General features: G+C 65.9%; 26 protein-coding genes. 18 read left to right on the top strand and 8 right to left on the bottom strand.

Features of this window, described 5'->3' with window-relative positions:
• Positions 1-26: 26 nt before the first annotated feature.
• Positions 27-647 carry a conditioned medium-induced protein 4 gene (locus tag E4S61_RS08805; protein ID WP_135303566.1) on the bottom strand — a complete coding sequence of 207 codons (621 nt, stop codon included), beginning with the start codon at positions 645-647 and terminating at the stop codon, positions 27-29.
• Positions 648-791: 144 nt separating this feature from the next.
• On the opposite strand from E4S61_RS08805, the gene E4S61_RS08800 reads away from it, so the two are divergent.
• Both E4S61_RS08800 and E4S61_RS08795 read left to right on the top strand, forming a co-directional pair.
• Entirely contained in the window at positions 792-2879 is a 2088-nt protein-coding gene (locus E4S61_RS08800; protein ID WP_135303565.1) for a (Fe-S)-binding protein, read from the top strand.
• A gap of 105 nt (positions 2880-2984) precedes the next feature.
• Positions 2985-3716: a competence/damage-inducible protein A gene (locus tag E4S61_RS08795; protein ID WP_135303564.1), complete on the top strand. Its 732-nt coding sequence runs from the start codon at positions 2985-2987 to the stop codon at positions 3714-3716.
• Here E4S61_RS08795 and E4S61_RS08790 read toward each other — a convergent pair.
• Positions 3713-4348 carry a DedA family protein gene (locus tag E4S61_RS08790; protein WP_135303563.1) on the bottom strand — a complete coding sequence of 212 codons (636 nt, stop codon included), beginning with the start codon at positions 4346-4348 and terminating at the stop codon, positions 3713-3715. The two genes, E4S61_RS08795 and E4S61_RS08790, sit on opposite strands and share 4 nt — an antisense overlap.
• A 90-nt stretch (positions 4349-4438) precedes the next feature.
• Here E4S61_RS08790 and hemB point away from each other — a divergent pair, with 90 nt between their 5' ends.
• From hemB to lrp, 8 genes are all read left to right on the top strand, one after another.
• The gene (gene hemB, locus E4S61_RS08785; protein WP_135303562.1) at positions 4439-5419 is read left to right on the top strand and encodes a porphobilinogen synthase; all 981 of its coding nucleotides are present in this window, start codon (positions 4439-4441) and stop codon (positions 5417-5419) included.
• Positions 5420-5489: 70 nt separating this feature from the next.
• Positions 5490-6194, top strand: a complete 705-nt coding sequence (locus E4S61_RS08780) for a DUF4129 domain-containing protein (RefSeq protein WP_135303561.1) — start codon at positions 5490-5492, stop codon at positions 6192-6194.
• On the top strand, positions 6191-6715 hold the full coding sequence (locus tag E4S61_RS08775; protein ID WP_135303560.1) for a DUF7269 family protein: 525 nt from the start codon (positions 6191-6193) through the stop codon (positions 6713-6715). Before E4S61_RS08780 ends, E4S61_RS08775 begins: the two co-directional genes overlap by 4 nt.
• Positions 6712-7968 (top strand): DUF58 domain-containing protein, encoded by a 1257-nt coding sequence (locus E4S61_RS08770; RefSeq protein WP_135303559.1) that lies wholly within the window; start codon positions 6712-6714, stop codon positions 7966-7968. Before E4S61_RS08775 ends, E4S61_RS08770 begins: the two co-directional genes overlap by 4 nt.
• Positions 7968-8450, top strand: coding sequence for a DUF7519 family protein (locus tag E4S61_RS08765; protein ID WP_135303558.1), 483 nt, complete (start codon positions 7968-7970; stop codon positions 8448-8450). The genes E4S61_RS08770 and E4S61_RS08765 overlap by 1 nt, the downstream gene beginning before the upstream one ends.
• A 334-nt stretch (positions 8451-8784) precedes the next feature.
• The gene (locus E4S61_RS08760) at positions 8785-10083 is read left to right on the top strand and encodes an ammonium transporter (protein WP_135303557.1); all 1299 of its coding nucleotides are present in this window, start codon (positions 8785-8787) and stop codon (positions 10081-10083) included.
• Positions 10076-10432, top strand: a complete 357-nt coding sequence (locus E4S61_RS08755) for a P-II family nitrogen regulator (protein ID WP_135303556.1) — start codon at positions 10076-10078, stop codon at positions 10430-10432. The genes E4S61_RS08760 and E4S61_RS08755 overlap by 8 nt, the downstream gene beginning before the upstream one ends.
• Positions 10433-10442: 10 nt before the next feature.
• Positions 10443-10901: an HTH-type transcriptional regulator Lrp gene (lrp, locus tag E4S61_RS08750; protein ID WP_135303555.1), complete on the top strand. Its 459-nt coding sequence runs from the start codon at positions 10443-10445 to the stop codon at positions 10899-10901.
• Positions 10902-11420: 519 nt separating this feature from the next.
• Here the strand turns inward: lrp and E4S61_RS08745 are convergent.
• Complete coding sequence (locus E4S61_RS08745; protein WP_135303554.1) at positions 11421-13187, bottom strand: nitrite/sulfite reductase; 1767 nt, start codon at positions 13185-13187, stop codon at positions 11421-11423.
• A 322-nt stretch (positions 13188-13509) separates the two neighbouring features.
• Between E4S61_RS08745 and hemL the strand changes: the two genes are divergently transcribed.
• From hemL to prs, 3 genes are all read left to right on the top strand, one after another.
• Positions 13510-14847: a glutamate-1-semialdehyde 2,1-aminomutase gene (gene hemL, locus E4S61_RS08740; protein ID WP_135303553.1), complete on the top strand. Its 1338-nt coding sequence runs from the start codon at positions 13510-13512 to the stop codon at positions 14845-14847.
• A gap of 1 nt (position 14848) precedes the next feature.
• Complete coding sequence (locus E4S61_RS08735; protein WP_135303552.1) at positions 14849-15670, top strand: HVO_0234 family beta-propeller protein; 822 nt, start codon at positions 14849-14851, stop codon at positions 15668-15670.
• 334 nt (positions 15671-16004) lie between these two features.
• Positions 16005-16859, top strand: coding sequence for a ribose-phosphate diphosphokinase (prs, locus tag E4S61_RS08730; protein ID WP_135303551.1), 855 nt, complete (start codon positions 16005-16007; stop codon positions 16857-16859).
• Between the two features lie 109 nt (positions 16860-16968).
• Here prs and E4S61_RS08725 read toward each other — a convergent pair whose 3' ends face one another.
• The 3 genes from E4S61_RS08725 to E4S61_RS08715 form a co-directional block, all read right to left on the bottom strand.
• The gene (locus tag E4S61_RS08725; RefSeq protein WP_135303550.1) at positions 16969-17403 is read right to left on the bottom strand and encodes an ester cyclase; all 435 of its coding nucleotides are present in this window, start codon (positions 17401-17403) and stop codon (positions 16969-16971) included.
• A 188-nt stretch (positions 17404-17591) separates the two neighbouring features.
• Positions 17592-20894 carry an isoleucine--tRNA ligase gene (gene ileS, locus E4S61_RS08720; protein WP_135303549.1) on the bottom strand — a complete coding sequence of 1101 codons (3303 nt, stop codon included), beginning with the start codon at positions 20892-20894 and terminating at the stop codon, positions 17592-17594.
• Positions 20895-20941: 47 nt separating this feature from the next.
• A complete protein-coding gene (locus E4S61_RS08715) occupies positions 20942-21130 on the bottom strand; it encodes a DUF4177 domain-containing protein (RefSeq protein WP_135303548.1) in 189 nt (62 codons plus the stop codon).
• A 137-nt stretch (positions 21131-21267) separates the two neighbouring features.
• Here E4S61_RS08715 and E4S61_RS08710 point away from each other — a divergent pair, with 137 nt between their 5' ends.
• From E4S61_RS08710 to E4S61_RS08705, 3 genes are all read left to right on the top strand, one after another.
• A complete protein-coding gene (locus E4S61_RS08710) occupies positions 21268-21888 on the top strand; it encodes a uracil-DNA glycosylase (RefSeq protein ID WP_135303547.1) in 621 nt (206 codons plus the stop codon).
• Between the two features lie 76 nt (positions 21889-21964).
• Positions 21965-22141: a hypothetical protein gene (locus tag E4S61_RS25345; protein ID WP_167768455.1), complete on the top strand. Its 177-nt coding sequence runs from the start codon at positions 21965-21967 to the stop codon at positions 22139-22141.
• Between the two features lie 102 nt (positions 22142-22243).
• Positions 22244-22678 carry an HIT family protein gene (locus tag E4S61_RS08705; RefSeq protein ID WP_135303546.1) on the top strand — a complete coding sequence of 145 codons (435 nt, stop codon included), beginning with the start codon at positions 22244-22246 and terminating at the stop codon, positions 22676-22678.
• On the opposite strand, the gene E4S61_RS08700 is transcribed toward E4S61_RS08705, so the two are convergent.
• The gene (locus tag E4S61_RS08700) at positions 22675-24681 is read right to left on the bottom strand and encodes a DUF6517 family protein (protein ID WP_135303545.1); all 2007 of its coding nucleotides are present in this window, start codon (positions 24679-24681) and stop codon (positions 22675-22677) included. The two genes, E4S61_RS08705 and E4S61_RS08700, sit on opposite strands and share 4 nt — an antisense overlap.
• A 121-nt stretch (positions 24682-24802) precedes the next feature.
• Here E4S61_RS08700 and E4S61_RS08695 point away from each other — a divergent pair, with 121 nt between their 5' ends.
• Entirely contained in the window at positions 24803-25543 is a 741-nt protein-coding gene (locus E4S61_RS08695; RefSeq protein WP_135303544.1) for an AAA family ATPase, read from the top strand.
• Here the strand turns inward: E4S61_RS08695 and E4S61_RS08690 are convergent.
• Entirely contained in the window at positions 25530-25916 is a 387-nt protein-coding gene (locus E4S61_RS08690; RefSeq protein ID WP_135303543.1) for a universal stress protein, read from the bottom strand. The two genes, E4S61_RS08695 and E4S61_RS08690, sit on opposite strands and share 14 nt — an antisense overlap.
• Before the next feature lie 149 nt (positions 25917-26065).
• Here E4S61_RS08690 and E4S61_RS08685 point away from each other — a divergent pair, with 149 nt between their 5' ends.
• Positions 26066-26803: a ribonuclease H-like domain-containing protein gene (locus E4S61_RS08685; RefSeq protein WP_135304676.1), complete on the top strand. Its 738-nt coding sequence runs from the start codon at positions 26066-26068 to the stop codon at positions 26801-26803.
• Position 26804: the final 1 nt, after the last annotated feature.

The following is a 26804-nucleotide window of genomic DNA, read 5'->3' as shown; positions in this document are numbered from 1 at the left end:
GCAGAAAGAGCGGTCTCGCGGCGGTGTCACATCGAGACGTCGGCGTCCGAGTCCAGCGAGTCGATGTCCTCGGTGGCTTCGTCCAGACCATCCTGCCGGAGCGACTCGGTCATGCGCGTCGAGAGGCCGGCGTCGGTCAGCACGTCCTCGAACTCGCTCTGGAAGCGGTGGCTGACCCGTCGGGCGGCGGCCTGTGCCGCCACGACGCGACGGTAGTGGCTCACTTCGGCCTCACTCACGTCGAAGGCGGTGACGAGGTCGGCGTCGGTCGGGTCGTCCTCCACGATTCGGCGGCGGAACGCGGTCACGTCGAAGTCGGCGTCCGTATCCGAATCGCGAAAGAGGTGCAGGTCTAATCGTGCATCTATCACCATCGCGCCCGCGACGCCGAGTTCGTCGGCGATGTCGTCGTCCTCACGGCCCTCGTAGAACCCGCGAACCACCGTCACCAGCGCGTCGTCGTCGAGCGCCGTCTGGAACTCGTAGCGCTCGCGCATGCGTGAGATCACGTCACCGAGCCGGTCGTCTACGTCCGCCTCGTCGACGTCGGCCAACGTCCCGTGCGTGGCCTCCTGTGACTCCGTCACCGTCCCCTCCTCGGAGACGTCCATGAAGATGTCACGGAGCGCTTCTGTCTTCTCGTCCATCGGACCGGAATCTTCTGTCCGCGGCGTATATAGTTGTTGGGTAGGCGACGGAAAACTGTCGAAAACACTCAACGGTTTAGACATTGTCGGAGACGGCGGCGGTTCGTGACAAAGTTCAAGTGTGAGCGTATCCCGTGTGACCGTATGTCATTCGTGCTGCAGACGACCACGCGGCCGACGTTCTGGCGCATCGGCCCCGTGGGGAAGGTCATTTTCTACTATCTCGCCGCGTTGGCGATTCTGGTCTTTCTGTACGGCGTCTACAACCGCGTCGCTCGGTACACGGACGGCAGCGATGACCCCTTCGACCGGTTAGACGACTTGCCCGAACGCGTCTTCGACGCGGCGCGACTTGCCCTCTCCAATCGCAAGCAACTCGACCGCGACACCGTCGCGGGCGTGATGCACGCCTTCGTCGTCTGGGGGTTTCTCACTTTGCTCATCGGGACGGCGATTCTCGGTATCGACATGGACCTCTACCGCCCGCTAACGGGCGAGTCGTTCTTCGTGGGCCAGTTCTACCTCTCCTACTCGTTCGTGATGGACGCGATGGGCCTGCTGTTCGTCGTCGGCGTCGGCGTGGCGCTGTGGCGGCGCTACGGCCGCCGGATGGAGCGACTCCACGACCGCCACACCTCTCGTGAGGACGACCTGTTTCTGGCGGCGCTGTTCGTCCTCGGTGTCGGTGGCTACCTCACCGAGGGCGTCCGCATCCTCGGCACCTCGACGGTTCGGGACGTGAGTTTCGAGACCATCAGTTTCGTCGGGTGGTTCGTCAGGGACGTCCTCCTCCTCGCGGGCGTGACTCCCCAGCAAGCCGCCGCGGCCTACCCCCTCGTCTGGTGGAGTCACTCGCTGGTCGCCCTGTGGTTCGTCGCGTGGATTCCCTACGCCAAGCCGTTCCACATGCTCTCGTCGTTCGCCAATCTCGTGGCCCGCGACGAGAAGGCGGGCGTCCGCCTGCCGAAGGTGCCCGAAGACGCCGCCCCGGAGGACATCGGCCCCAGCGAGATCGACGACTTCTCGTGGAAGCAGTTGCTCGACCACGACGCCTGTACGAAGTGCGGGCGCTGTTCGTCAGTCTGTCCGGCGAAGGCGGCGGGCCGGCCGCTGGACCCGCGCAACGTGATTCTGGATCTGAAGGAGTACCGCGAACAGCGGGACGCCGGCGGCGAGGAAGTTCCCATTGTCGCCGACGGTGGAAGTTCAGTTATCGACGCTCGGACGATGGAGTCCTGTATGTCTTGTATGGCCTGCATGGACGCCTGCCCGGTGGACATCGAACACGTCACGCAGTTCACGGAGCTGAACCGACGACTCACCGAGTCTGGCGAGATGGACGACCACGTTCAGGACGCGATGATGAACGTCTTCCAGCACGGCAACACGTTCGGCGACCCCGAGCGCAAGCGCCCCGACTGGACCGACGAACTGGATTTCGAGGTGCCCGACGCCCGCGACCACCCCGTCGAGTACCTCTGGTACGTCGGCGACTACCCGAGTTACGACGAGCGAAACCAGCGAGTGGCGCGGGCCTTAGCGCAGGTCTTCGAGGCCGCCGACGTGGAGTACGGCATCCTCTACGAAGCCGAACAGACCGCCGGCAACGACGTGCGCCGGGTCGGCGAGGAGGGGCTCTACGAGATGCTCGTCGAGGACAACGGCGGCGCAATCGGAAACTGCGAGTTCGACTCCATCGTCACGACAGACCCCCACGCCTACAACACGTTCAAAAACGAGTACCCCGAGTTCGAGGACTGCGAGTGGGACGACGCAAACGTGTTCCACTACACGCAGGTCGTCGCCGACCTCGCGGAATCCGGTGCGCTGGGGCTGTCGGGAGACGAACTCGACTACCCTGTCACGTACCACGACCCGTGTCACCTCGGTCGGTACAACGATGTCTTCGAGGCTCCGCGCGACCTCGTGGACGCCACCGGCTGTGAGCGCTACGAGATGCCGCGCAACCGCGACGACTCTTTCTGTTGTGGCGGTGGCGGCGGCGGCCTCTGGATGGACTTCGAGGAGGACCCCAAGCCCAGCGAAGAGCGACTGCGCGAAGCGCTGGAGGATACGGAGGCCGGCAATCGCGTCGAGAAGTTCGTCGTCGCCTGCCCGATGTGTATGACGATGTACGAGGACGGCCGCAAGACCGGCGGCTACGAGGACGACATCGAGATAATCGGGCTGACCGAGTTACTGGCCGAGGCGGTCGAGCAGAACAGAGCGTAGGTACTGACAGAAGGCTGTTCTCAGTCGCGTTATCGTTCTCCGACAACGCAGTTGCCGACCTGCGCTAGCGCGAACCCTTACACACCTCGAACGCTACCGACCGGTATGGACGTGGCGTTGCTCACCGTCGGTGACGAGTTGCTCTCGGGGGATACAGAGAACACGAACGCGACGTGGCTGGCCCGGGAGTTGAGCGACGCGGGCGCGACGGTCACGCGAATCTTGACCGTCCCCGACGAGGAGGCGATCATCGCCGACGCCGTATCCCGGTATCACGACGCCTTCGACGCGGTCGTCGTCACGGGCGGCATCGGCGGGACACCCGACGACGTGACGAAAGCCGGCGTCGCCGACGCCTTCGGCCGCGAGTTGATCGTGCCCGAAGACGTGCGCGCACACCTCGAAGCGAAGGCCGACCGCTTCGCCGAAGAAAACCCGGAGATGGTCGACCGCTACGACATGAACCTCGATCTGGACGCGTGGGCGGCGATTCCAGCGGGCGCAGAGCCGTTGCTGACCGACGAGAGCTTCGCCGCCGGTTGCGTTATAGAGGGCGTCTACGTGATGCCGGGCATCCCGGACGAACTGAAGGCCATGTTCGCGACCGTCGCCGCGGACTTCGGCGGCGACCGGACGACCGAGACGCTCCGGACGCCGGCACCCGAGGGGGCCGTGGTCAGCATCGTCGCAGAAGCCGGCGAGCTATTCGGCGTCGCCGTCGGGAGCTATCCCCGGAGCGACGACGCGCCGGGTCGAATCAAGGTGACTGGTGAGGACAGCGAGACGGTCGAGGAAGCAATGGCGTGGCTCCGCGAGCGCGTCGAGACGGTGGATTAGAACAGTTCGAGGACGCCCATCGCGGCCGCCGCGAGCAGTAGCTCGAAGGAGAGCGTGCCGAGCGCCGACAGCGCGACGAATCGTCGCGTCGACATGCCGGCGACACCGGCGGGTACTGTCAACATTCCACGCGTGAACAGGAGGGTGTTGCTGAGCGGTACCGCCAGCACGCCGAAGCGGTCGAACAGGCGGCCGAAGCGGTCCAGTTGGTCCTCGCTCACGCGGAACCACGGCCGGTCGAGCAACCACTCGCGGCCGCCGCGTTTCGTCAATAGGAACAGCGCCGTCTGGCCCATCGTCGCGCCGAGGACGGCCACCCCGAGGATAGCTGCGATAGCCGGCAGATCGTAGCCGCCGGTCGTCTGTGCGAGGGCGGCGACGGCGGCGGGTACGAGCGCCTCACTGGGCGCGAAGTAGAGCAACATCGCGCCCTCCAGAATGAAGACGAAGAAGAGCGCGGCCAGTCCGTACTCCCGCAGGAGCGCCTCGGCGTAGGCCGCGTCGCCGAAGACGTACAGCGCGATGCCGGCGACGCCGAGGATGGCAAAGCAAGCGGCAACGACCAGCAGGCCGTAATCCTCCGCGAAGGTCCGAACAGGGCTGCGCGTGGCGTCGGAAGCGTCGGTCGCCATCTACTCGTGTAACCGGTCAGCGCGGACATAGGCGTTCTGGCTGTGGCCGACGAGCGGTGGGTTCATGGCTCCGAGGGCCAGAGGGGGGATATGGACATGACACGTCGCCCGCGCCGGCTGCGAACCGACGGCGTGCGGCCGCTGGTCCGCGAGACGGAGCTCTCGGCGTCGGACCTCATCGCGCCGGTGTTCGTCGACGCGACGACCGACGAGCGAGTCCCCATCGAGTCGATGCCGGGCCACGAGCGAGTGCCCGTCGAAGCGGCCGTCGCCCGCGTCGAGGAGGTCCGCGAGACGGGCGTCGAAGCGGTAATGGTCTTCGGCATCCCCGAGTCGAAGGACGAACGCGGCTCGCGGGCGTGGGCCGAGGACGGCGTCGTCCAGCGCGCGGTGCGGGACATCACTGCCGAGACGGACACCTACGTCATCACCGACGTCTGCCTCTGTGAGTACACCAGCCACGGGCACTGCGGCGTGCTAGAAGAGACCGCCGAGACGGACCCGTCGCTCACGGTGCGCAACGACGAGACGCTGGAGTTGCTGAGTCAGACCGCCGTCAGTCACGCGCGGGCTGGTGCAGACATGGTCGCGCCCTCCAGCATGACCGACGGGATGGTCCGGTCCATCCGCGAGGCGCTGGACGAGGACGGCTATACGGAAGTTCCGGTCATGAGCTACGCCGCGAAGTTCGAGTCGGCCTTCTACGGGCCGTTTCGAGACGCCGCCGACGGCGCGCCGGCCTTCGGCGACCGGCGGCACTACCAGATGGACCCCGCGAACGCCCGCGAAGCGCGCCGGGAGGTCGCCCTCGACGTCGAGGAGGGTGCGGACGTGCTGATGGTCAAGCCCGCACTCCCGTATCTCGACATCGTCAAGCAGGTCCGCGAGGACTACGACCACCCCGTCGCCGCCTACAACGTCTCCGGCGAGTACGCGATGCTCCACGCCGCCGCCGAGAAGGGATGGCTGGACTTAGAGGAGGTCGCCGCCGAGTCCCTACTCTCGATCAAGCGGGCCGGCGCGGATCTGATTCTCACCTACTTCGCCGAGGACGTCGCCGATCGCTTGTAGCCCGGGCCGCCGGTGTTCGTAGACGAGTGGTCCCACAATCTATTCAAGCGAGAGGGACTGAAACTGCGGTATGCAGCGACAGTCCCTCCTCGTGGCGCTCGTCGCCGCGGTCGCCCTGCTGTCGTTTACTCTCGGTGCCGCCGGCCTCGACGCCGCGGTCGGCAGCGAAGATCCGTCGGTGACGCCCGAGGACGGCAGTGTCGAGAATCAGGGGCAGCGGGACGTCCCCTCGAATCCCGGCGGCGTCGACTCGCCCGAGTCGGGCAACGGCGCTCGCTCGCTGGTCCCTTCGCTTTCGCCGCCGATGATTGGCGTCCTCGTCGCCGGCATCGTCCTCGGCGTCGTCGGTCTCTGGTGGGCCGCCGGCCGCGGGTCGTCGGTTGAGGAGACGGGCGGCGACAGGCTCAGTTTCACTACGGGCGACCCCGCCACCAAGTCGTCGTACTCGGCGACCGCCATAGACGTCCCGCTGACGAACGACGTCTATCGAGCGTGGGCGGACCTCACCGAGCGGTTCGGTCCGGACGACGGCACCGCGACGCCCCGCGAGTTCGCCGAGCGAGCGACGGCCGCGGGTGCCGACGACAGCGCGGTCGAGACGCTCAGAGACCTCTTCGAGCGGGTGCGCTACGGCACCGAGACGCCGACGCCCGAACACGAGACGCGCGCCCGTAATGCACTCGACAGCGCGATGGGAGCAGACGGAACGGCGGGAGCAGAGGCAGCGACTGAGACAGAGACGGGGTCGGGAGCAGAAACGGAGGGAGAGTCGTGAATCTCCGGCCGTTTCCCGTAGCTGTCGGTGCTGGCGCGACAGCGCTCGCTGTCGGACTGATCGCCGTCGGCGAACCGACGCTCCCCTCGGGGACCGTCTCGGACCTCCCGTTGCTTGCGGTCTCGGTGGTGGCTGGTGCCGTCGCTCTCCTCGCGTTTCTGGTCCGCTCGCTCGACGGCGAGCGCGGACCCCGACTCCCCGACACCGACAGCCAGCACGCCGCGGTGCCCGGCGACGACCTCGACGCGGCGATGGCCGCGGGCACGGGTCGAGACGCCATTCGCGACCGCGTCGAGGCGGTCAGTGTCTCGGTCCTCGAACGCGAAGGGCGGTCACGCGACGACGCGAAAGCGGCGCTCGAAGACGGGTCGTGGACCGACGATGACGACGCACGAGCGCTGCTCGACGGTACGCCGATTTCGGCGCTCACTCGGCTCTCGGGGTGGCTCACCGGGAGTCGGCCGTTCCGTCGGCGGGTCGCCCACGCGACGGCCGAACTGCTCCAGCGGGACGAACGATGACCGAGGAAGTCCATCGGACCGGTCGCTGGTTCGGCCTCGGCGGGGCGGCGCTGGTCGCCGTCGCGGTCGGTCTCGTGGCACAGACCCCGGCGCTGGTGTTGCTCGGCGGCGTCGGCGTCACGCTGAGCGCGTACGACCGGGTCGCCGTCCCGCCGGCGGTCAGCGTCTCCGTCCGGCGTTCCCTCACCCCGTCCGACCCCGGCGTCGGCGAACCGGTGACCGTCGAACTCACCGTCCGCAACGACGGCCAGCGGACGATTCCCGACCTGCGGGTCGCCGACGGCGTCCCCGATTCGGTTCGGGTGGTGAACGGGTCGGCGTCGCTGGGGGCGACGCTCCGCCCGGGCGCACAGACGACGGTCACCTACGAGATTGCCAGCGGGAGCGGCCGCTGCGTGTTCGACCCGGCGACGGTGGTCGTCAGGGACGTCGTCGGCGTGGTCGCTCGTCGGGCGCGCGTCGACGCCGAACCGGACGCGGTGACGTGGGACCGACCGGCCGGGTCGGCGCTGCTTCCGCTGGTGCCGCAGTCGAAACACCGGCCCGGACAGGTCCCGATCGACGAGGGCGGGGAGGGGCTGTCCTTCTACGCGCTTCGAGAACACCGCTCGAACGACCCCCTGTCTCGTGTGGACTGGAACCGATACGCACGCACGGGCGACCTTACGACGGTCGAGTTCCGCCGCGAGCAGTCCGCGCGGGTCGTGGTCGTCGTCGACGCTCGAAAGGAAGCCGCTCTCGCCCCGCGACCGGACGCACAGACGGCCGTCGAGCGAGGCGTCACGGCCGCGGTGGCGCTCGTCGAGGGCCTCCCCGAGGACGGCCACGCGGTCGGCGTCGCGGCGTACTCGCCCCACTGGGCGTGGCTCGACCCAGATACGAGCAGAGCACACCGACGGCGGGCACGCGAGCAATTACGGACCGACCGCGCATTCGCCGTCTCGCCGGTCACCGAAGCCCCGGACGTCGACCGCCTGCTGGCACAGTTGCCGAGCGGCGTCAACGTGGTGTTCGTCTCGCCGCTGTGTGACGACGACAGCGCGGCGGTCGTCCGCCGACTCGCCGCCAGGGACCATCCGGTGACGGTCGTGAGCCCGGACCCAACCGCGACCGACACCGGCGGCCATCGGCTCGCCAGGCTGGAGCGGCGCGACCGACTGCGCGGACTGCGGGCCGTCGGCGTGGACGTTCACGACTGGGGGGCCGACGAGTCGCTCCAGCAGCTGACCGCCCGGGCGTGGAGGACGCACTGATGACGGCGCATACGGGACTCGTCTGTGGCGCTGCGGCTGTCGTCGCCGCGCTCACGGCGCTGTTTGCTGCCGGTCTCGGCCTGTTCTCGACCGTCGCCGGTGTGGCCGGGGTGCTGTTGCTGATCGGTGGAGGGGCCCTCCGCTCCGACAGACTGGTCGACCTCGCCGGAGGGGCGCTGTTCCTCGAAGTGGTAGTCGCCGCGTTACAGGGCGCGACGACGGCGACCGCGCTGGTCGCAGGGGCTGGGACGGTGCTCGCGTGGACGTTCGGTCACGCCGCGGTGGACCTCTACGAGGACCTCGGTACCGCACCGAGTCGGTCCGTCGAGTTGGGCCACGTCGCCGGAACGACGGCGCTGGTCGGCGGGGCCACGGCGCTGACGACGCTACTCTTTCGCATCGACGTGCCGGCGCTATCGCCGCTCGCGCTGGCGAGCCTCGTCCTGGCCGGCGTCGCGCTGACAGCGGCGCTCCGACGGTGACCGCGAACCGACGATACTCGCCCCGAGATTCGGAGTGCGCGCAAGCGAAACACCCCGTTTTCACCGTTTCCGGGTGAACTACGGGTTCACGTTCGTCCAGAATACTAGCAGACAGATGCGTATTTTCTTGACGGAGAACAACCTTATATCCATAATACTCTACTGCAATCTGGACGTTCGTCTTCCTGATACCACTAAATGACTATCTTCGTAAAGCCAACCCTTATGTAGTGGTGTTACCAGATGTTTCTCCGTGAACGAGTTGACGAAGTTGGTGGAAGAGAGGATAAAGTTGGACGTTCAAACGCAATCATAACGAAAACCAATACGAATCATGGTACTCGCACCACTCCAAGTCACCGCGGACGCGCTCAATTACACGTGGATACTGGTCGTATCGTTCCTCATCTTCTTCATGCACGCCGGTTTCGCCATGCTCGAAGCCGGGCAGGTGCGCTCGAAGAACGTAGCGAACCAACTCACGAAGAACCTGCTGACGTGGTCTGTCGGGGTGACGGTGTTCTTCCTCATCGGTGCCGGTATCTCGTCGCTGGTCGGCGGGAGCGGGTTCGCCTCTGCCGCATCGGCCAGCGGCACCGGCTGGATCGACTGGCTCTACGGCGCTGTCTTCGCTATGACGGCCGCAACCATCGTCTCCGGGGCGGTGGCCGGTCGCGCGAAGCTCCGGGCGTACATCACCTACACGTTCCTGCTGGCGGCGGTCATCTACCCCGTCGTCACGGGTATCACGTGGGCCGGCGCGTACATCAGCTTCGGTGGTGCGGCCTTCACCGACTTCGCAGGCGGCATGATCGTCCACGGCATGGGCGGCATCGCCGGCCTGACGGCGGCGTACGTCCTCGGTCCGCGCATGGGCCGGTACAACGAAGACGGGAGCGTCAACGTCATTCCCGGCCACTCGCTGACCTTCGCCGTGCTGGGGACGCTCCTCCTCGCGTTCGGCTGGTACGGCTTCAACGTCGGCACCTCCGCCATCATCGGCGGTGACGGCGCATTCCTCGGCGATCAGCTGGGTCGGGTCGCCATGACGACCACGCTCGCGATGGCCTGCGGTGCGATGGGTGCCGGGCTCATGGCGTGGGTCCGCACCGGGAAAGTCGACACGCTGTACGTCGCCAACGGCCTGCTGGCCGGACTGGTCGGCATCACGGCGATTCCCCACACCACGTCGTGGTGGGGCGCGTTCGTCGTCGGCGGCCTCGCGGGCGTCCAGCTCCCGCTCGTGTTCGGCTTCGTCGAGAAGCGCCTGCAGATAGACGACGTTTGTGCGGTCTTCCCGGTCCACGGGAGCGCAGGCGTGCTGGGCACGCTGCTATACCCGTTCGTCGCCGCCCCCGGCGTCGTTGATTCGGTCCTCAACGCGTTCGTCGCACAGGCCATCGGCGTCGCCGTCATCGCGGCGTGGACCATCGTCTCGACCGGCCTCATCTGGGGCGTCCTCAAGGCGATTGGACAGGCCCGCGTCACGCCCGAACACGAGCAGGAAGGCCTCGACGTCAGCGAACACGGCGTCGAGACCTACCCCGAGTTCGGCTCCGGCGACAGCGTCGTCGCCGACGGTGGTATAGTGAGTGAGAGCGTGCGCGCAGACGGAGGTTCCAAAGATGACTGACGACCAAGAGATCAAGATGATCGTGGCGATGGTTCGACCGGACAAACTCGGCGACGTCAAGCAAGGGCTCGCGGAAGTCGGCGCGCCCTCGCTGACGGTGACGAACGTCTCCGGCCGCGGCTCACAGCCCGCGAAGAAGGGGCAGTGGCGCGGCGAGGAGTACGTCGTCGACCTCCACCAGAAGGTCAAGATAGAGACCGTCGTCGCGGATATCCCCGCAGACGACGTCGTCGAAGCCATCGCGGACGCGGCCCACACCGGCGAGAAGGGCGACGGGAAGATCTTCGTCCTGCCGGTCGACGACGCCTACCAAGTCCGGACGGGCAAACGTGGACCAGAGGCCGTCTGAGCGGCCGGCAATGGTCGACGATATCGACAGGCGGGTCGTGAACGCACTGTTGCGCGACGGCCGGGCCAGCGCCCGCGACGTCGCTGCCGAGACGGGTGTCGCCGCGACGACCGTCTCGCGCCGGATGGATCAACTGGTCGAAACGGGCGTCATCGAGGAGTACACCGCCCGCATCGACTACGCGGCGCTTGGCTACGACGTTACTGCCGTCTTCCAGCTCTCGGTGGACGGCAGCGGCCTCGAAAGCGTGACCGACCGACTTCGCGACCAGCGAAACATGGTCGCCGTCTACGAGGTGACGGGGAGTCACGACATCGTCGCCGTCGGGAAGTTCCGCGACACCGACGAGATGAACGCCCGCATCAAGGACCTGCTCACCGACCCGGACGTCCGGTCGGCCGCGACGTCGGTCGTCCTGAACACCGTCCGCGAACACGAGCAGTTCCCGGTCGACGACTCCGACGAGTAAGCAGTTTTTGCGGCCAGTTGCCCTTTTCTCGGTTCGAACCTCCCGGCAGCGCGTCGAACGTTCAGATGCGAACGCGTAGAGATACAGCGCTCCGTCTCGATGGTCCGGATGACTGCTGTCACCGGTCGCTCGTCGCCGGGAGTCGGCAGCCGTGAACCCGGGGAGATGACCGGCACTGATAGTCCGGGGACCAGCGGAATTCGATAGCGATAGACAGGCCGATAGCCGCTCCAACGAACTCGCACGGCTGCAACGCACGTCGAGCGGGTTCGAAAACGGGTAGCCATATAGACGACGCCAGACGGGAACGAAACCGCCGAGTACACTGCCTCGGCGAGTGGAGTGGCGGAGAGCGGTAGCCACCGTCGCCGGAGCCGACGCTGTCGAGTCGTGAGTGAAAGGACAAATCGCGAAAAGACGACTCGACGGAACGCGTGGACACGAGCGGTTCCGTCGGAATGCCGGCTGTACGGCCAGCGGCGTCGGGATGCCGGGAGAAACCCGGCGCAGTCGTGATGCTCAGTCGTCGGCCGACAGCGGCACCCCCTCTGCGTCCGTCGGGGCCGGACTCTCGCCGTCGTCGAAGGGGTACCACGACTGCTTGCCGTCGGCGAGACAGGGGTCCTCGTACCCTTCGACCTCCTCGGGTTCCGCGAGTTCGACGATGGTCTCGTGGCCCGTCGCGTCGACCCACTCACGGAAGGTCTGCCCCTCCTCGCGGAGCGCGGCGTAGGCTTCGAGGAGATTGGCGAGCATCCCCGGAACCTCGTCGGCGGGCACGCGCTGGCGGACCCAATCGATGAACGTGGGTTCGTCGCCCATCCCGCCGCCGACGCCGACGTCCATCGCCTCGACCATCTCGCCGTCCTTGCGGGCGCGCATCCCCTGGAGACCGATATCGGCGGTCATCGCCTGCCCGCAGTCGGCCGTACACCCGGAGAAGTGCATCTTGATACGGTCCACGTCGTCGGGAACATCGATGTTTTCGCCCAACCAGCGGAGCGTCCGAGCCATCCGCGCTTTCGTCTCCGTCAGTGCGAGCGAGCAGAACTCCGTCCCGGTACAGGCCATCGCGCCCTGCACGAACGAATTCGGTTCGGGCTTGTGCTTCGCCAGGAGCGGTTCGTCGAGCAGGTCGTCGAGTCGCTCGTCGGGCACGTCCATGACGAGCGGGTTCTGTCGACGGGTCAGTCGCACCTCGCCGGAGCCGTACTCGGCTGCCAGGTCTGCGAGTTCGATCGCTTCCTCGGCGGGGAGGCGGCCGACGGGCACCGAGAGGCCGACGTAGTTCTTGCCGTCCTGCTGGTCGTAGACGCCGACGTGGTCGTGAGCACCCTGCTGGGCCGACTTCCCGGCGTTGTAGCTGTACTCGCCGCGGAAGTCCGTCCCGGAGGACTCGAACTCGAAGTCGAGTCGCTCGTCGAGTGCCTCGCGGATATCGTCGGTGCCCCACTCATCGACGAAGAAACGAGCCCGGTTCTTCGAGCGGTTCTGCCGGTTCCCCTCCTCGTGGTACAGTTCGACGAACGCACGTACCGTCTCGACGGCGTGTTCCGGCCGGACGAACAGATCCAGCGGGCGCGCCTCGCGCGGTTCGCGGCCGCCGAGGCCACCGCCGACGCGGAGGTTGAACCCTTCGACGTCCTCCCCGTCGATGAACTTGTGGGCCGGTTCCAGCCCGATGTCGTTGATGGCGTCCTGCGCGCAGCCCTGTCGACAGCCCGACACCGAGATGTTGAACTTCCGGGGCATGTTCGATAGTTCGTTGTCGCCGCGAATCGTCTCCTGAATCTCGTCTAAGATGGGACGGGACTCGACGAACTCCTCGGCTTTCCCGGCGACCGGGCAGCCCGAGATGTTGCGCATCGTGTCCCCGCCCGCGGAGCGAGAGGAGACGCCGACCGCTTCGAGTTTCTCCCAGATCTCGGGGATGTCTTCGAGTTTCAGCCAGTGCAGTTGGATCGACTGTCGCGTCGTGAGGTCGATCCAGCCGTTGCCGAACTCGGGGTTCTCGGCCGGTCCCTTCGCGTAGTCGCGGGCGACTTCGCCGATCGCGCGGAGCTGTTCCGGTTCCAGGATCCCGCCGCAGTTGGTCAGGCGCATCATGAAATACGACTCCTGCCCGCCGCGGTGGTGGAATACGCCCCAGAACTTGAATCGCGTAAACCACGCTGACCGTTCGTCCTCCGGAATCGACTCCCAACCGCGTTCCGCGAACTCCTCTAGCTTCTCTCTGACCTCGTCACCGTACAGTTCGCCTTTGACGTCCTCTTTCTTGTGTGCCATCGGTAAGTCGCTCCAGTTATTATAGATTAGGTACTTTTATCGCTCGCCGTTGTTCGAACGTCCGCTCTTTCACACATATACTGTTCAGATAGAGTTCTAAAACACTGTCCATCAAACATACCCACAATACCGTTCGAATCCGAGACGAACGTCCAGCACGTGATTTTATTTCTCATTACGAATATTTGGATTGAAGGAATGCCAAATATACGCGCACCATCGAACGAATGTCCACTGCGTCACGAACAGGGGGGACGACGCGCTCGTCGAGGCGAACGGGCGACCCGTCAGGTTCTTTCAGGCAGCGTTCGAAAGCCGCGCTATGAACCACGAGCAGTCACGAGCCCTGTACGACCGGGCGCTCTCGGTGATGCCCGGCGGCGTCAACTCATCAGTGCGTGCCATCCGCCCCTACCCCTTCTTCGTCCAGAAGGGCGACGGCGGCCACGTCGTCGACGCCGACGGCAACCGCTACCTCGATTTCGTGATGGGGTACGGCCCCCTGCTGTTAGGTCACGACATGCCCGAACAGGTCCAGTCGGCTGTCCAGCAACGCGCTTCGGAGGGACCGATGTACGGCGCGCCCACCGAAGTCGAGGTGGAACTCGCGGAATTCGTCACACGACACGTCCCCAGCGTCGAGATGGTGCGCTTCGTCAACAGCGGCACAGAAGCCACCGTCTCCGCGGTGCGACTAGCACGCGGATACACGGGTCGGGACAAGATCGTCGTGATGCAGGGCGGCTATCACGGCGCACAGGAGTCCACGCTGGTCGAGGGCGAGGGCGACGACACTCACCCCTCCAGTCCCGGCATCCCCGAGAGTTTCGCCGAGCACACGCTGACGGTTCCGTTCAACGACGAGGAAGCCGCGCACACGGTGTTCGCCAAGCACGGCGACGACATCGCCGCCGTCCTCACCGAACCCATCCTCGGCAACTACGGCATCGTCCACCCCGTCGAGGGGTACCACGAGACGCTCCGGGACCTCTGTGACGAACACGGTTCGCTCCTCGTCTTCGACGAGGTCATCACCGGCTTCCGCGTCGGCGGCCTCCAGTGCGCCCAGGGGAAGTTCGACATCGACCCCGACCTCACGACGTTCGGGAAGATCGTCGGCGGCGGGTTCCCCGTCGGCGCGATCGGTGGGAAAAGCGAGATACTCGAGCAGTTCACGCCCGCGGGAGACGTCTTCCAGTCCGGGACGTTCTCGGGCCACCCGGTGACGATGGCCGCCGGTCTGGAAACGCTGCGGTACGCGGCCGAAAACGACGTATACGACCACGTCAACGGTCTCGGCGAGCGACTGCGCTCGGGCCTGCAGGATATCCTCGAAGACCAGGCCCCCGAATACACCGTCGTCGGTACTGACTCGATGTTCAAGGTCGTCTTCACACGAGACGCACCTGATACCTTCGAGGGACACTGCGACGCTGGTTGTCAGCAGCGGCAAGCGTGTCCCCGCTACGAACACTGCCCGAAGAACGCTGGAGACATCAAACAAGCCGAGACGGAGCGCTGGGAGCGTCTCTTCTGGCCCGAGATGAAAGATCAGGGCGTGTTCCTGACGGCGAACCAGTTCGAGTCACAGTTCATCTGTGATGCCCACACAGGTGAGGACATAGACGATGCCCTCGAAGCGTACAAAGAGGCGATATGAGGTGAGTGACGACGACATCGCACTCTCCGAGAAGCGGATGTACGGCGAGACGCGCCCGCAGACCCACGCCTACGTCGCGTCGGGGCTCGGCGTCACGCGCGTCGAGACCGCCGGCGGGCAGATCGGTCGTTTCAGCCTCGAAGAGCGATGTTCGGCCCGGGATGTCGCCGGTGCGAACGGCGAGATAGCGGTCGCCACCGACGAGTCGGTGCTGGTCTCGACGGACGATGGGTTCGCCGAGAGCGGGTTCGGACCGGCGACGGCGGTGGGGTACGACGCCGACGGCTTGCTGGCCGCTGGCGACGGTCGAGTCGGCCGCTACGCCGACGGCGCGTGGCACGAAACGGGTACTGTCGCGGACGTACGCGCCATCGACGGCGGCCTGCTGGGGGCCGAAGACGGCGTCTACTCGCTCCCCGACTGCAACCGGCTCGGTCTCCACGACGTGACCGACGTGACGCCAGGCTACGCCGCTACCGCCGACGGTCTCTACGAGCAGACGGGCGCGGAGTGGACCGAGCTCCGCTCGGGCGGCCACAGCGCCGTCGCCAGCGACACCGCGCAGTCCGGCGACGGAGACAGACGCGTCCACGCGGCCGACGCCGACGAACTGTACGTCCTCACGGACGGCGACTGGTGGACCTGCGATTTACCGGTCCGAGAACGGGTCATCGACGTGACCTACGGCGACGACACCTACGCCATCACCGAGGACGGGACCTTCCTCGTCGACACCGCGGACGAGGCCACCGCCGACGGCCGCGGCGGGTGGCGACAGCGCTCGCTCGGCCTCCCCGACGTCGTCGGCGTGGCCGTCGCGTAGCGCGACGGCCCGCCCCACTGCCCACGACACAGCCGACAGGCCTCTGCCGGTGACGCAACCGCTGGGTTTCTGCCAGTGACGCAACCGCCGAGAGACGGCCGTCAGAACGACAATAGGGCGGGAATGAAAGGGGCGACGCGGTCGGCTCCCGCGGTTCGCTGTGCTCCTCGTCGCTCACTTCGTTCGCTCCTGTGGTGCTTGCGTCACCGGGGTTCGCCGACCGCGTCGGGGCTTTCAGTCGTTCTGTGTAACAGCGCTGGTTCCATCGAAACGGTTTACAGATGCTAGCCCTCGAATCGAAAAGCGGTTTAGCCCGGCCAGCGACCCCTCGCACATGATTATCCCCGGGGCGGACACGCAAGCGTTCGCGGCGGCGCTGGCCGAGGAGACCGACGAGCGCCTCGCTCGCGTCGAGTACGAACGGTTCCCCGACGGCGAACACGTCGTCCGGCTCCCCGAGGCCGTGGCGGGCGAGCGAGCCGTCGTCGTCGCCTCGACGGTGGATAGCGACGCGCACGTACAGGCGCTCCAGTTGCAAGACGCCGCCCGAGAAGTCGGGGCCAGCGAGGTCGTTACGGTCCTGCCGTACATGGGCTACGCTCGGCAAGACGAAGCGTTCCGGGCCGGTCAGCCCGTTTCCTCGCGGGCGATGGCGCGAGCCCTCTCGACGGGCACCGACCGCGTGATCACGGTCAACCCTCACGAACCGGCCGTCTGTGACTTCTTCGACGTTCCAGCGACGGACGTCGACGCCGCCGGGGTGCTCGCCGACCCGCTTCCCGAAAATTTGGAGGACCCGCTCTTTCTCTCGCCGGACGAAGGCGCAATCGACCTCGCGGTCACAGCCAGAGACGGCTACGGCGAGGGCGAGACGGACTACTTCGAGAAGGACCGGGACTACGACAGCGGCGACATCCAGATAACGCCAAGCGACGCGCCGGTCGGGGACCGCGACGTGGTGCTCGTCGACGATATCATCGCGACGGGGTCGACGATGAGCGAGTCGGTCGAGGTGCTGATGGAACGAGACGCACAGCGCGTCTTCGTCACCTGCGTCCACCCGATGCTCGCTGGCAACGCGCTGACGAAACTCTCCATCGCTGGCGTCGAAGCCGTCTACGGCACCGACACGCTCGAACGCGCTGTCAGCGAGGTCAGCGCCGCGCCCGTCGTCGCCGCGGAACTCTGATTTTCACCATCGGGCCAATCCGGTAGCGGTACGTGAGGATGCCAGCGAACGCCGCGACCCCGGTGAAATGGTCACGAACGCGTCGACACAAAAGTCGAGAGACGGTCCCTCAGTTCATCGGTACGTCGACCGCGCCGACCTGTCGCATGAGGCCGAGCAGGTCCGGTTGGACCCACCGCTCGGCGATCTTGCCGTCCTCGATGCGGGTGAACACCATGTTGTCGATGGTGACCGCTTTTCCGGTCGCTTCGACGCCCATGAACTCGCCGACGTGTTCCCCGCGTAGGGTCACACGCATGGCGACAGTGTCGCCCTCGGCGACGATATCCTCGACGGTCGCCGAGAATCCCTCGAATGACTCTCTAATCCCCGCTATCTGTGCTTTCAGTTCCTCACGACCCGATACCTCGCCCAGCGGACTGTGGTCGACGACGTCCGGCGTGCAGATATCGTCGAGGAGGTCGATATCGCCCTCCGTGGCGACCGCCTCGGGAATCCGCCGCGCGAGTTCCTTGTTCTCCGCGAGTGGTGCTGTTGCTGCCATGGGTTGCTCCCGCGCTCCGTTCGACGTGTCCCTCTCGGCCGCGTGACTTCGCAGTGAGCGCTACAGACTAGTTCTCCTTGTGAGATGTTAGCAGTTGTTACCCGTTACTCACACCGTCTTCGGTTGCAGACGTGCGTTCTCGGTTCATCCTTTGAAAAACGTGGTCTCGGGTGGCAGAGGTCGGCTACTTAGTCTGACGCTTCCGCCGCCGTCACGGGGGCGATAGCGATCTCCATCTCGACACCTTCGACGTCCCACGTCTTGCGGTGGCCGTCCGCGACAGTCCCGAGTTCGTCGGCACGCACTTCCTCCGTAATTAGTGCCTCGTGTTCCCGCACCAGTGAGTCCACGCGGTCGTCGGCAATCGAGAGGTCCACAACGATGCGAGCCTCGATATCCAGTTCGAGTTCCTTACGCATCTCCTGAATTCGGCGGATGACCTCGCGGGCGTACCCCTCGCTCTCGATGTCCTCCGTGAGCGTGGTATCGACGTAGACGACGCCGCCGCCGTCGAGCGCCTCGAACTCCGTACCGGTGACGCCCTCGGGCGTCTCACGGCGGAACTCGACCATCTCCTCGGTTAACTCGACGCTCTCGCCGAGCGCGTCCTCGACGGCTCCTTCGAGGGTATCGAGTGACGGCTCCTCGATACGGGCGTCGTTGAGTGCGTTCATCACGCGGCCGGCGTCGTCCCCGAAGGCCGGGCCGAGTTCGCTCATATCGGCGGCGGCCGAGTAGTGGAGTTCGCCCCACGTCTCGTCGGCCCCGACGACGTCGACGGCGCGGGCGTTGAGCCGGTCGGCGACGATGGCCGACTGCGAGCGGACGGCGTCGGCCACGGCGTCGCTGTCAGTATCGACGACGACGCGCGTCACCGGCCAGCGTAGTTTCCGCTCGGCCTGCTGACGGGCGTTCGAGCCTGCCTCCTCGACTTCGCGGACGACCTCGATCTCATCTTCGAGTGCGAGGTCGTGCAGGTCGGCGGTCGGTTCCGGCCAGTCGCACATGTGGACCGTCGGGTGGCCCGCGTCGCCGGTCAGCGAACTGTATATCTTCTCGGCGACGAACGGAGTGAACGGCGCGAACAGCGCGGCCACTTCTTCGAGAACGCGATAGAGCGTGGCGTAAGCGGCTCGCTTCGAGTCGCTGTCTTCTTCCTCCCACATCCGCTCGCGGACGACCTGGATGTAGAAGCGAGAGACGTCCTCGACGACGAAATCGAGCAGTTCGTCGGCGGCCTTGTCGTTCTCGAAGTTGTCCATGTGTTCGGTCATCGCTTCCTCGACGCTCTGGAGGCGCGAGAGGACCCACTCGTCGGCGAGTTCGAGGTGGTCTCGGACAGTTTCGACCGTCGTCGCTTCGGGGTCGAAGTCGTCGGCACGCATGTACGGCAGCGGGAAGCGAGCGACGTTCCAGAGGATGTTCAGCCGGCGCTGCATCTCCTGGGTCTCCTCCCACGAGAAGTTCATGTCCTCGCCCTGTGCGGTCACGGAGAGCAAGAACAGGCGCATCGGGTCCCGACCGTGCTTCTCGATGACCTCGTGGGGGTCGACGAGGATGCCCTTGGACTTCGACATCCCGCGGCCGTCGGGCATGTTGGCGTAGCCGTGCATCAGCACCTCCTTGTACGGTATCTCGCCTGTCGCGGCGGTGCTCATCCCCAGTTGCGACCAGAACCAGCCGCGGGTCTGGTCGTGGGCCTCCATGATGAGGTCGGCAGGCCACAGGCGCTCGAAGTCCTCGGTCTGCTCGGGGTAGTCGAGCGTTCCCCACGTCGCCACGGAGGAGTCGAGCCACACGTCGAAGACATCGCCGACGCGGGTGTAGGTCGTGCCGTCCTCGGTGATGGTGAGGTCGTCGACGGTCCCCTTGTGCAGGTCCACCGTCTCGGGATCGATGTCCTGGTCTACTCGGTCGGCGAGTTCCTCGCGGTCGCCGACGACGATGGCGTCGTCCATGTCGCCGCTCCAGTCTTCAGCGGCTTCGCCGTCTTCTCGCGGACTTTGCCCGCTCGAATGGTCCGCGGAGCTTCGCTCCGCGCTACTTCCGTTCGAGGCTGTCGCCTCGCTATCGGGGAGCCAGATGGGAATCGGAATGCCCCAGTAACGCTGGCGGGAGACGTTCCAGTCGGGAGCGTCCTCGACGAAATCGCGGAAGCGGTTGTCCCGCGCCCACGAGGGGTGCCACTCGCTGTCCTCGATGTTCGCTACGAGTTCGTCTTTGATGTCCGTGACCGTGATGAACCACTGGTCGGTGACGATGCGGACGATTCCCGTGTTACACCGCCAGCAGTGGCCCTCGTTGACGGTGTAGCCCGACTCGCTGGCCAGAAGCGCGCCCTTCACCGCTAAGTCGTCGATGACATCGTCGTTGGCGTCGCGGACGAACGTGCCCGCGTACTCTCCACCCTGTTCGGTGTAGACGCCGTCGCTGCCCACCGGACAGAAGATCTCGAGACCGAGTTCCTGCCCGCGTTCGAAGTCCTCCTCACCGTGGCCCGGCGCGGAGTGAACGAGACCCGTCTGGTCCTCGGCGTCGACGTAGTCGGCGGTGTAGACTTGCAGCGACCCCTCGCCGCTGGCGTGGTTGGGGACCTCCTCGGCCAGCGGATGGTCGTACGCCCAGCCGACCATCTCCTCGCCGGTGACTTCCTCGACGACCTCGTAGTCGTCGTAGCGGCCCTTCGAGAGGACGTCCTCGACGCGCGGTTCCGCGACGTAGAGCACCTCACTCTCCCCGTCTTTCGTCGCTCGCACGCCCTGATAGGTCACGTCGCCGTCGACGGCGACGAAGGTGTTGGCGGGGATGGTCCACGGCGTCGTCGTCCAGATGACGAGGTTCCCCTCGCGCTCAGCCAAGGGGAACTTCACGTAAATCGAGGGTTTGCCGACCTCCTCGCGTTCGACCTCGTTGTTGGCGATAGCCGTCTCACAGCGGGGACACTGGTTGATGGAGCGCTGGCCCTGTTCGACCAGCCCGCGCTCGTGAGCGCGCTGGAAGCCCCACCACGCAGCCTCCATGTACTCGGGATTGACCGTCTTGTAGGGATTGTCCCAGTCCATCCAGACGCCGAAGTCCTGAAAGTCCGTCTGGAGGCCCTCTAGCTGCTCCTCGGCGAACGCTTTGCATTCCTCGATGAAGTTCTCCTCGCCGAAGCGCTCGATGTCCTTCTTGTTCTCGAAGTCGAGTCGCTCCTCGACTTTCGTCTCGATGGGCAGGCCGTGCATGTCGTAGCCCGGCCGGTCGGTCACGTCGTACCCCTGCATCCGGTGGTAGCGGATGTAGAGGTCTTTCAGCGTCTTGTTCCACGTCGTCCCCATGTGTGCGGCCCCGGAGGTGTAGGGCGGGCCGTCGACGAAGAAGAACTCCTCGCCGTCGGCGCGGTGCGCTTTCGTCTGCTCGTAGGCGTCGACGTCGTCCCAGTAAGAGAAGACCCCCTCCTCGACGCTCTCGGGGTCGTACTGGTCGTCGACTGCGGCGAACCTGTCCATACCGAACCAATCCGCCGCCGGCACTAAAGGACAATCGATTGTGCGTGCTACGCTTCGCGTCGCAACAGGAGGCTGACCGTCTCCCCTGTTTTGTCGGTGATAGGGGCAGCGACATCCCACCCCTCGGCACCGAGTTCGTTTAGTCGCGCGACCGGCGGCTCGACGTCGCCACCGAGTCCGGCCACCATCACGCTGCTATCGACCTCGATCGTTCGGAATTCGTAACTGGAGGGCATACTGCTGATGGGTCAGCCGGGCGGAACAAATGCGTTGTGGGTCGACAGCGTCGAAATCTGCCGTCGAAGCGAACACGAGAACGACCGTTTCGTGAGCGGCCAGCAACTCTTTCGGGCCACCACCCCATCGTCCGTTCGTGCCGGAATTTCCCGACCTCGACGAGCGCAACCGACAGGCCGCCGACTGTCAGCGCTGTCCCGCCCTCGCCGAGGCCCGCGAGTGTATCTCGTGGGGGAACGGCCCGCTCGACGCCGACGTGGTCGTCGTCGGCGAAGCCCCCGCCGAGGGCGACCCCGAGGCCGACCACTGGCAGGGCGGGAACCTGACGGGAATGGCCTACACCTCCCGGCGTTCCGGGCGAAAGGTACGCGCCCTGCTCGCCGACGCCGGGTTCGGCCACGAGGACTGTTACTACACGAACGCGGTGAAGTGCCACCCGCCGGCGAACCGCGACCCGACCGACGAGGAACTGGCGAACTGCCGACCGTACCTCGTTGCGGAAGTCGAGACGGTGGCTCCGAAGGCGGTCGTTCCGACCGGGAAACACGCGACCGAGACCATTCTTGCCCTCGATGGTGAGAGGGTCGACGGCTTTCTCGATAGCGTGTTGACTGTCCGCGAGAGCGAAGCGCTGGGCGTTCCAATCGTCCCGCTGTTACACCCCAGCTATCAGGAGGTGTGGCTGTCGCGGTTGGGCTACGAGTACGACGAGTACGCGACCGAGCTAGCCGCTGCCGTTGCGCGTACGGTCGAGTAAAACCCGACGGAGGTAGACGGGTGAGAAGCTGTCATCTATCCCGCATCTATTTGAACTGCCGCGAGGTATTCCTGTTATGCCCTCCTCCGACCCCGTGACAGACGCCGTGAAGTGGACGGCCTTCAGCCTCGCCCTCGGAATCTGCCTTTCGCTCATCGGCGGGACGGTTGGGATTGCGATCGCCACGGTCGTCGTGTTGTTCTGCGTGTTCTACGCGGCGCTCAGGCCGACGCCGAGCGTCTACGAGCGCTGATTTGGTCCCTGCACTCGAAACAGTCCCCACCACGGACCGACCCACCACGTTCTTCATTCTGCTGTCCGTCGTTCCGAGTGACCCACGAGGTGTCCACTCAACATGTCAGAGCAACAGGACGACTGCATCTTCTGTCAGATAGTCGCCGGCGACATCCCGAGTCGAACCGTTTACGAGGACGACGACGTACTGGCCTTCTTAGACGCCAATCCGCTGGCTCCGGGCCACACGCTCGTCATCCCGAAAGCTCACCACGAGACGCTCGGGGACCTACCAGGTGATGTCGGAAGCGACGTGTTCGCGGCGCTGCACGACCTCACCCCGGCAGTGGAAGCGGCCGTCGACGCCGACGGCAGCACGGTCGCGTTCAACAACGGCGAGGAGGCCGGCCAAGAGGTGCCACACGTCCACGGCCACATCGTCCCTCGCTTCGCCGACGACGGCGGCCGCCCGATCCACTCGCTGTTCGGGAGTCGGCCGGACCTCTCTGACGACGAACTGGACGACATCGCAGCGGCGATCGAAGACGCCAACTAGCGGACGACCAGCGCCTCGTCGACGGCGGCTACGTCCGCGCGGTAATCGGCCAACTCGGACTGGCTGAGGTAGCCGTCTGCACCGACGAACGGCCGCCCGGTGTCCTCGGCTGGGGTGCTGTGGACGCCCGCCGCGACGACGACGCTATTCCCGTTCTCGACGCGAGCAAGGTGGAGGTAGACGACGCTCGGGTCCGCGCCGCTGAGAACACCTGCGTACGTCTCAAGCGTGGTTGACTCGCCGAGAACCGTCGCCTCGCTCGTAGTCAGTCGCGTCGGGCCGCGTTCCCAGTTCACGTCGCCCGAACCGACGCCCGTGGAACTGAGGAACGACTCGGCCCCCGCATTCGTTAGCAGGTCGGAGAGTCCAAGGCGAGCGAGCGGGTTGAGCGACTGCCCGGCGACGCTGGCGGCAGGCGTGCTGAGCACGCCGACGCTGAGAACGCCGCCGCCGAGTTCGCTCTCGTTCACGTCGGCCATCGACCCCGACTGTGCGCGGTAAGTCACCGGCACACCGCCCTCGGCGAAGACATCCGTCGAGAACTTGAATCGGCCGGGGAAGTGAAACACCTCGGTCGGGCTGAACGTACTGTCCGGGAAGAACGTCGAATCCGGGAACGCTTCGGACGGTTTCGAACTCGTGACCGACGCGGCGCCGCCGCTCGCTTCGGCGAAGATGGTGTCCGGAAAGAACGCCGAGTCCGGGAAGAACGTCGAATCCGGGAAGAAGTAGCCGTCGGGGAAGAACGTCGAATCCGGGAAAAACGTCGAGTCTGGAAACGCCACCGGCGCGAACAGCAGCGTCTTGCCCGGTGCTATCTCCGCGGCGGATTCGACGGCAGCGAACGGCTTCGGGACCTCGTCGAGTGGTTTCGAGGGGAAGAACAGCGCGAGGCGCTCCGGTGTGAAGTAGCCGTCCGGGAAGAAATAGCCGTCCGGAAAGAACGTCGAGTCCGGGAACAGCGTTCCGAGCGGCGCGGCGAGCACCTGCCGGTCGCCGGCGAAGAGGGTATCCGGGAAGAACGTCGAGTCCGGGAACCACGTAGACCCCGGGAAGTACGCGAACGGGACGCCGCGCTTCCGGTCCGAGAATATCACGAGACCGGCGTCGCGAGACATGCGGTCGGGATCGGTCACGGCCAGTTCCGACGGGTCGATACCGAGCGATTTCGCCATGCGGTCGGGGTCAGTGACCGAGACACCGGGGTCGAGGAACGCGTCGGCTGGCGCAGCGACGAACTCAGCGTCGATCTCCGTTCCGGCCTCGAATCGCTTCCCGTCGGGCAGCGCCACATCGGCGTCACCCTCGGCGAAGAACGCGACGGACGCCTCACCGGGCGATTCCCACTGCGGCTCGTCGGGGAGCCACGTCGGCTTTTCGGACGCGAAGAGAGTGTCCGGGAAGAACGTCGAGTCCGGGAACAACACGCCGTCGTCACCGGCAACGAACGCCTTCGCTCCTTCGAACGCCGAGCGATGCGCCACCGCGAGGACGTTCCCGGCATCGAGCGAGCGCCCGGAGCGCAGGGCCGCAGCGGGCGCAAACAGGACGATTCCGCGCGGGTCGACCGAGTCGTCGCCGTCGAGGAACGACACCGTCCCGCCGACGACATCGAACGCCGTCGCCGGTCCGGCGAAAATGTCGCCGTCCTCGCCGTCACCGGCGAATCCAGAGAGGAACGACTCGTCGTCTTTCGCGCCGTCCTCCTCCTTCGACGTCCCTTCGCTTCCGCCCTGTGCGTACACCGAGACGAAGCTCTCGATGGTCGCTTTGACGTCCTGTCCGCCAACGGTGCGCTCGATCTCGTTTCGTTGTGGCTGCTCGACGACGGCGCTCATCCCGAGTTGCGCCTGTGCGTCAGCGGGCAGCACGACGGCATCGGCGACGAACTCCTGTTGCGTGAGCCCGCCACAGCCCGCCAACGACCCGATTGCGGTGGTCGCCCCGACCGCCCGCAGAAATCCCCGTCGACTCCACTTGTTTTCGCCCCCACTTCGTTTCATTTTGATTACCTTCTGCATAGTTTCTGAGGACGTACCGCAGCATAAGCGTTCGTGTCGGCCGTATTTGCTCAGCCGTCGCCAGTCGGGAGGTTTTTATTCCATCACGGGAGCCACGTAGGCTATGGGGAGTTCGACGCTCGCGCTCGTAGGGGTGACCGGCGGTGCCGGAACGACCAGGACTGCCGTAGAGGTGGCGGCGACGCTCGCACGGGCGAATCGGTCCGTGGCCATCCTCGACGCTGCGTTCGCCACACAGGGACTCGCGACGTTCGTCGAGGGACGCATCGACGCCGAGGTGACTACGGTCGCGACCGGCGAGGCGTCGCTTGCCGACGCGCTGTACGACTGGGACATCGACGCGCCGGGCCGTGTCGCACTCTGTCCGGCCCACGCGCCGTTCGAGCGCCTCGCCCGGGCAAAGACGCCCGAAAGTGCGCGGCGATTCGAGACGGCAGTCGCCGACGCCGCCGAGCGGTTCGACCACGTCCTCCTGGACGTCCCACCGGTCGCGGCCAACCAGTCGGTCGCGGCGCTCGTGGCCGCACGGCGTCGGGCGCTCGTCGTCCCGGCGGCCCGACGGGGGACCGACCTGTTGCCACGACAGCGCGGCCGACTCCACGACGTAGGCGCACCGGCGGACGCCGTCGTCGCTACGCGAACTGACGCGGAAGGCGCACTCACCGTTTCCGATGCCGACTACGCGATTCCGATGGCACCGCCGGACGCGCCGATTCCGACCGCGCTCGATCTCGAATCGACGCTCGCGCCGGCCGTCGCCGCGGCGACCGAGGGCCTCCTCGGTGTCGAGCTCGACCTCTCGTTTCCCGAACCAGGGTTGTTCGACCGGTTCAGGGACGGTTGAAACTCGGCAAAGGAACGACGACGACCGGGCGGCGAAGTCGCCGTAGCAGTTCGGTCACCGTCGACCCGACGCCCTGGTCGGCCGCCCGCCCGCCGTTGGTCCCGACGACCACCTCGTCGGGGTCGTGTTCGTCGATCGCCGACAGGAGTTCCGGAACGGTGTCACCCTCGCGCGTCTCCATCGTCGGCGCTGGCGTCCCGAACCGCGCTCGCGCGACGTTGATAGCGTCCTCGGCGTCCCTCGTAGGTCGACCGGGCTCTCGAACCGCGACGACGACGAGACTGTCTTCGTCCGGGTCGAGATAGTCCTCCAAGTAATCGGCCGCCGCCGCGGTGACGTGAACCGACGACGTAGCGACGAGATACTCCGTCATATCACGGTGTGCGGCCCCCGGTGGCTTCGACGTTTCGGCGGCAGAATCAAAGTTGACACTGAGGAGAATCACCATAGTGCGGTGAGATAGTCGACACACCGAGGGCGTGAGCGACGAACTTACATATGCCGCCCCCTGTACCCGAGAGCGTGCGCGTCGAGAACAGTTTCATCGGGGTAGACGGCGTCGGCGAGAAGACCGAACGGTCCATCTGGGAACAGGGAATCACCCACTGGGACGCGTTCGAACCGGGCATCGTCGGCGGGAAGCGCGGCGACCGTATCCAGCAGTTCATCCACGAAGGGCGTGACCGCCTCGATGCCGCCGACGTTCGCTACTTCGACCGGCAGTTCCCCAATAGCGAGCAGTGGCGGCTCTACGAGACGTTCCGCGACCGGGCGTGTTTCTTCGACATCGAGACGACGGGGCTGGATGAACACCGCAATCAGGTGACGACGGTCAGCCTCCATCAGGCCGGGGAGACGGAGACGCTGGTGGCCGGCGACGATCTCACCGCCGGCAACCTCCAAGCGGCGTTCGCCGACGCCGACCTGCTGGTGACGTTCAACGGCAAGCGCTTCGACGTGCCCTTCCTCGAAGCGAACTTCGACGTCGACCTCGACCGACCCCACCTCGATCTGATGTACACCTGCAAGCAGGTCGGTCTCTCGGGCGGGCTCAAGCAGATCGAACGGGACATCGGCATCGAACGCGACCGACCGGACATCTCCGGGAAGGACGCGGTCAGGCTCTGGCGCGAACACGAAGGGGGCCGAGACGGCGCACTGGAGACGCTGGTGTCGTACAACCGTGAGGACACCGTCAACCTCCGGACCCTGGCCGACGAAGTCTCGGGGACCCTTCACGACGACGTGTTCGTCGAGTAGG

Source organism: Haloarcula amylovorans, from assembly GCF_004681185.1.
Taxonomy (GTDB): domain Archaea; phylum Halobacteriota; class Halobacteria; order Halobacteriales; family Haloarculaceae; genus Haloarcula; species Haloarcula amylovorans.
The sequence above is the reverse complement of the archived record's forward strand: the minus strand, read 5'-3'. Positions and strand labels throughout refer to the sequence as shown.

What these genes read in the sequence shown, in the direction of transcription:
- E4S61_RS08805 (WP_135303566.1), bottom strand. Translation starts at nt 647, where the DNA reads ATGGACGAGAAGACAGAAGCGCTCCGTGACATCTTCATGGACGTCTCC.
- E4S61_RS08800 (WP_135303565.1), top strand. Translation starts at nt 792, where the DNA reads ATGTCATTCGTGCTGCAGACGACCACGCGGCCGACGTTCTGGCGCATC.
- E4S61_RS08795 (WP_135303564.1), top strand. Translation starts at nt 2,985, where the DNA reads ATGGACGTGGCGTTGCTCACCGTCGGTGACGAGTTGCTCTCGGGGGAT.
- E4S61_RS08790 (WP_135303563.1), bottom strand. Translation starts at nt 4,348, where the DNA reads ATGGCGACCGACGCTTCCGACGCCACGCGCAGCCCTGTTCGGACCTTC.
- hemB (WP_135303562.1), top strand. Translation starts at nt 4,439, where the DNA reads ATGGACATGACACGTCGCCCGCGCCGGCTGCGAACCGACGGCGTGCGG.
- E4S61_RS08780 (WP_135303561.1), top strand. Translation starts at nt 5,490, where the DNA reads ATGCAGCGACAGTCCCTCCTCGTGGCGCTCGTCGCCGCGGTCGCCCTG.
- E4S61_RS08770 (WP_135303559.1), top strand. Translation starts at nt 6,712, where the DNA reads ATGACCGAGGAAGTCCATCGGACCGGTCGCTGGTTCGGCCTCGGCGGG.
- E4S61_RS08765 (WP_135303558.1), top strand. Translation starts at nt 7,968, where the DNA reads ATGACGGCGCATACGGGACTCGTCTGTGGCGCTGCGGCTGTCGTCGCC.
- E4S61_RS08760 (WP_135303557.1), top strand. Translation starts at nt 8,785, where the DNA reads ATGGTACTCGCACCACTCCAAGTCACCGCGGACGCGCTCAATTACACG.
- E4S61_RS08755 (WP_135303556.1), top strand. Translation starts at nt 10,076, where the DNA reads ATGACTGACGACCAAGAGATCAAGATGATCGTGGCGATGGTTCGACCG.
- lrp (WP_135303555.1), top strand. Translation starts at nt 10,443, where the DNA reads ATGGTCGACGATATCGACAGGCGGGTCGTGAACGCACTGTTGCGCGAC.
- E4S61_RS08745 (WP_135303554.1), bottom strand. Translation starts at nt 13,187, where the DNA reads ATGGCACACAAGAAAGAGGACGTCAAAGGCGAACTGTACGGTGACGAG.
- hemL (WP_135303553.1), top strand. Translation starts at nt 13,510, where the DNA reads ATGAACCACGAGCAGTCACGAGCCCTGTACGACCGGGCGCTCTCGGTG.
- prs (WP_135303551.1), top strand. Translation starts at nt 16,005, where the DNA reads ATGATTATCCCCGGGGCGGACACGCAAGCGTTCGCGGCGGCGCTGGCC.
- E4S61_RS08725 (WP_135303550.1), bottom strand. Translation starts at nt 17,403, where the DNA reads ATGGCAGCAACAGCACCACTCGCGGAGAACAAGGAACTCGCGCGGCGG.
- ileS (WP_135303549.1), bottom strand. Translation starts at nt 20,894, where the DNA reads ATGGACAGGTTCGCCGCAGTCGACGACCAGTACGACCCCGAGAGCGTC.
- E4S61_RS08715 (WP_135303548.1), bottom strand. Translation starts at nt 21,130, where the DNA reads ATGCCCTCCAGTTACGAATTCCGAACGATCGAGGTCGATAGCAGCGTG.
- E4S61_RS25345 (WP_167768455.1), top strand. Translation starts at nt 21,965, where the DNA reads ATGCCCTCCTCCGACCCCGTGACAGACGCCGTGAAGTGGACGGCCTTC.
- E4S61_RS08705 (WP_135303546.1), top strand. Translation starts at nt 22,244, where the DNA reads ATGTCAGAGCAACAGGACGACTGCATCTTCTGTCAGATAGTCGCCGGC.
- E4S61_RS08700 (WP_135303545.1), bottom strand. Translation starts at nt 24,681, where the DNA reads ATGAAACGAAGTGGGGGCGAAAACAAGTGGAGTCGACGGGGATTTCTG.
- E4S61_RS08695 (WP_135303544.1), top strand. Translation starts at nt 24,803, where the DNA reads ATGGGGAGTTCGACGCTCGCGCTCGTAGGGGTGACCGGCGGTGCCGGA.
- E4S61_RS08690 (WP_135303543.1), bottom strand. Translation starts at nt 25,916, where the DNA reads ATGACGGAGTATCTCGTCGCTACGTCGTCGGTTCACGTCACCGCGGCG.